Below are 3,212 nucleotides of genomic sequence, written 5' to 3'. Positions count from 1 at the left end.
TCGATTAAAAAATAGCTGCTATCCTGCGGTACTACGTAGTCGCTGCCATCGGCTTTACGTAGGCGAATGTTACTGATAAAATAATTGAATCGGCTAACGCTAAACGATTCGCCAGCCGCATTCTGATACGTTGCCGAATCCAGCTTCAGATCAGACGTACCAGCCACATTATCAATCACAAGCTTTATTTTGCCAGGAAGCGGGGCATTATAGATTGGATCGAATGTGTTGCAGGAAAAGACTATCAGTGTGAGGATTATTACGGATAATAACCCGAGTGTAATGGTATTTTTCATAACATCTTCGCAAAAGCCATGCAATTAGGTAACGTACACAACGCCAAAATCATGCTAGTAGCGGGGATTAAATAATAACGCGCTTGTTCAAATACAGATGCGTGACTTACTACGTCGGCCTATACGTCAACTAGCTATTAGTGCCATAGTAATAACTGATTATGTGAATAACTATATAGTTTATATTATATTTTGAATTAATTGTATTGTGTAATATTTTATATAATTGTTTGGTCAATAAGGTAGAATATTATTTGTATTGGTTCGATTGTGGTGTATCTTTGATAGGTCAGCGGTTACAGTTAACCTTCCTTTTTTCATTTACAAGTCGCTGATTTACAGGCAAGCTATTCTTTATTCTATCTGTTGATACGTTAAGACCAACGTTCTCTTATGTCAATCAATCGTCGTGACTGGCTTCGTGCCAGTATGTTATCTGGCCTGACGCTGGCGGCTGCTCCTGCTGCGTTTTGCGAACCGGAGCCAGAAGTTCCTAAAGGCTATAAAGGGCCTAAAGGTCCCTTGAAAGCCCGGTTGTCGGCAAATGAAAATCCGTACGGCCCATCGCCGAAGGCATTAAAGACCATAACGGAAGCTGCTCCCGATGGCTATCTCTACGCAATGGAATACGCCCGCCAGTTTCGCAAGTTAGTGGCCGATACCGAAGGCGTTCCTGAAGATCACATTCTGCTGGGGGCCGGCTCGGGTGAATTATTGACAGCGGCTTCGCTCTGGGCAGCGTATCGACCCAATGCTGGACGTACCATTGTAGCTCCAGACCCAACGTTTGATGCCCTGCCGCGCACGGCTGTTAAGCATGGCATTACGATGGATAAGGTACCGCTTGTGGCAGCTGATGGGTATGATATTAACCTGAACAAACTCAACGAACGTGTTGGAAGTCAGACGGGTATGGTTTACCTCTGTAACCCCAATAATCCAACGGCTATAACCGTGGACCCGTCCAAGCTACGGGCCTTCTGCGAATCGGTTGGAGCAAAGACGCCAATTCTGGTCGATGAAGCGTATATTGATTACACGCCTGATCCAAAGGCCTATTCGATGGTCGACACAGTGAAGAAAGGAAGCAACGTAATTATTACCCGGACTTTCTCAAAAGTTCACGGTTTTGCCGGACTGCGGGCGGGTTATATGATTGCCAAGCCTGAGCTGTTGGAGCAGATCGCCAAATTTGCAACAGGGGGTGGTTGTATAAGCATGACTACGTTGCGGGCGGCTTCGGTGAGTTTTCAGGATAAAGAATTTATCAACTATTCGCTGGGCAAGGCAAAAGAATCGAAAGATTATCTGTACGGTGTCCTGAAACAGCACAATTACGAGCCGCTTCCATCGGGCGCGAATTTCGTGATGTTCCCAATTAGAATGAAAGGCGAAGATTTTGTCGGTCGTATGATGGATCAGGGCGTGAGTATTCGTCAGTGGAAATTCGACGGTCAATACTGGTGCCGCGTAAGCTTAGGTACGATGGATCAGATGAAGGCCTTTGCTGAGGGTCTGAAAATGATTTCGTAGAAAATGAAAGAGAGGGACAATTTGTCCCTCTCTTTCATTTTCTACCATTAGTTAATACTCGTATTTGATCCCCATTTTCTTGGCCATATCCGCGAATACCTGCGGGTCAAAATCGTCGGCTCCGGGGGCATTAAGTTGTGGTTCTTCCTCAAGATCGGGAACAGGGAAGCCCGGAATAGCGCCTTCTACTACGTAGCACTCCTGACCATCATCCGGGTGCGGACCGTTCCAGATCAATCCTGCCTGTTTATAATCGTCCTGACTAAAGGTGTATAGCTCCAGGTGAAGCTTCTGTTCCATAAATTTCTTTGCTTCCGGAAACGCATTGTTGCTCAGATTAGGAATTGGCAACAGCTTCGTTACGTCTACACCCGTTAATTTTTCCAGCGCTTTTGCATAGGCTACAATGTGCAGACCACCACGTACCAGCAGATACCCCACCATTGTGCGCGCCGTTGGATCGGACACCATTTCGTAAGCGCGCATTTTATTACCGCGAGCTCCGCATTCCAGAAAGAAATTATGAAGCAGATCCAGTTTCAGGTTACCGCTGCTAAATACGTTCTGGCCTGTCCAGTAATTTCCCATTGAATCGACAGGCAAAGATCCCTGACCGCTGGCAATGTAATGATACGTATTACGAGCATTCACGGCATCAGCGAGCGGAGCCGGAACCGGATCATGACCCCTTTTGGTAACACCCGTCAGCAATAAATTAATAGCGTATGACACTACCTCAATATGCCCGTACTCTTCACCCGCGATGCTGGCAATTACGTCGTAGAATGGACGTATTTTCTTGCGACCCCGAAAGTTGAACGATTGAAAGGTGTAGTTCATCAGGGTAGACATTTCCCCGAATTTGCCTCCTAATAGCTCCTGAATAGCTGCAGCGTCGTTAGCTGACGGATTTTTGGGTACTGGCAACTCAATTGGCAGCCGGTCCATCTTTAAGATCATAGCCTGTGCGTTTTTAACTATTAGTTAGAGTAATATCTACTCAGGCTGCTAACATAGGGCACAGATGTTTGTTATAATTACTACGTATAAAGGAAGAATAGAAAGGGAACGGTCCGGCCGTCCGTAAACACGTAGCGGTTTTACTATCTGCGAAAAGGAGGTTAAGGCAAATTGATCTAATCGCGGATCGTGACTGTTTTTGTTGGGTCGATACGTAGCCAGAGCAGAGCACTTACGAATAAACAGCCCGCAATCATAAATAGGGGATAATTGAAGTTGGCCGTTTGCTCGACGATTATGCCAAACAGAATGGTAATGAAAAAGCCACCTAGTTGTCCGGCAAAATTCATCGAGCCTGCTACCGTACCCGAATTACGTTGACCAATATCGACGCAAACGGCAAATGCTACGGGTAAGGCCAGA

The 3,212-nt window shown here is 46.0% G+C and carries 3 protein-coding genes and 1 pseudogene; 1 reads left to right on the top strand and 3 read right to left on the bottom strand.

Features of this window, described 5'->3' with window-relative positions; translation table 11 throughout:
* Positions 1–296, bottom strand: a 296-nt coding sequence (locus ACOJS8_RS10385) for an MbnP family protein (protein ID WP_420148474.1), incomplete at its 3' end; no start/stop codon positions are given.
* Positions 297–689: 393 nt separating this feature from the next.
* Here ACOJS8_RS10385 and ACOJS8_RS10380 point away from each other — a divergent pair.
* A complete protein-coding gene (locus ACOJS8_RS10380; protein WP_420148473.1) occupies positions 690–1,829 on the top strand; it encodes a pyridoxal phosphate-dependent aminotransferase in 1,140 nt (379 codons plus the stop codon).
* Positions 1,830–1,880: 51 nt separating this feature from the next.
* Here the strand turns inward: ACOJS8_RS10380 and ACOJS8_RS10375 are convergent, their stop codons facing one another.
* Positions 1,881–2,789 carry a manganese catalase family protein gene (locus ACOJS8_RS10375; protein ID WP_420148472.1) on the bottom strand — a complete coding sequence of 303 codons (909 nt, stop codon included), beginning with the start codon at positions 2,787–2,789 and terminating at the stop codon, positions 1,881–1,883.
* Positions 2,790–2,965: 176 nt separating this feature from the next.
* Positions 2,966–3,212, bottom strand: a pseudogene (locus tag ACOJS8_RS10370) (MFS transporter); the annotation flags it as partial.

The sequence above is a fragment of the Spirosoma sp. genome (assembly GCF_048594605.1).
In the GTDB taxonomy this organism is placed as follows: Bacteria; Bacteroidota; Bacteroidia; order Cytophagales; family Spirosomataceae; genus Spirosoma.
Note: the sequence above shows the minus strand (reverse complement) of the source record. Positions and strands in the feature narration are given on the sequence as shown.

What these genes read in the sequence shown, in the direction of transcription:
- ACOJS8_RS10380 (WP_420148473.1), top strand. Translation starts at nt 690, where the DNA reads ATGTCAATCAATCGTCGTGACTGGCTTCGTGCCAGTATGTTATCTGGC.
- ACOJS8_RS10375 (WP_420148472.1), bottom strand. Translation starts at nt 2,789, where the DNA reads ATGATCTTAAAGATGGACCGGCTGCCAATTGAGTTGCCAGTACCCAAA.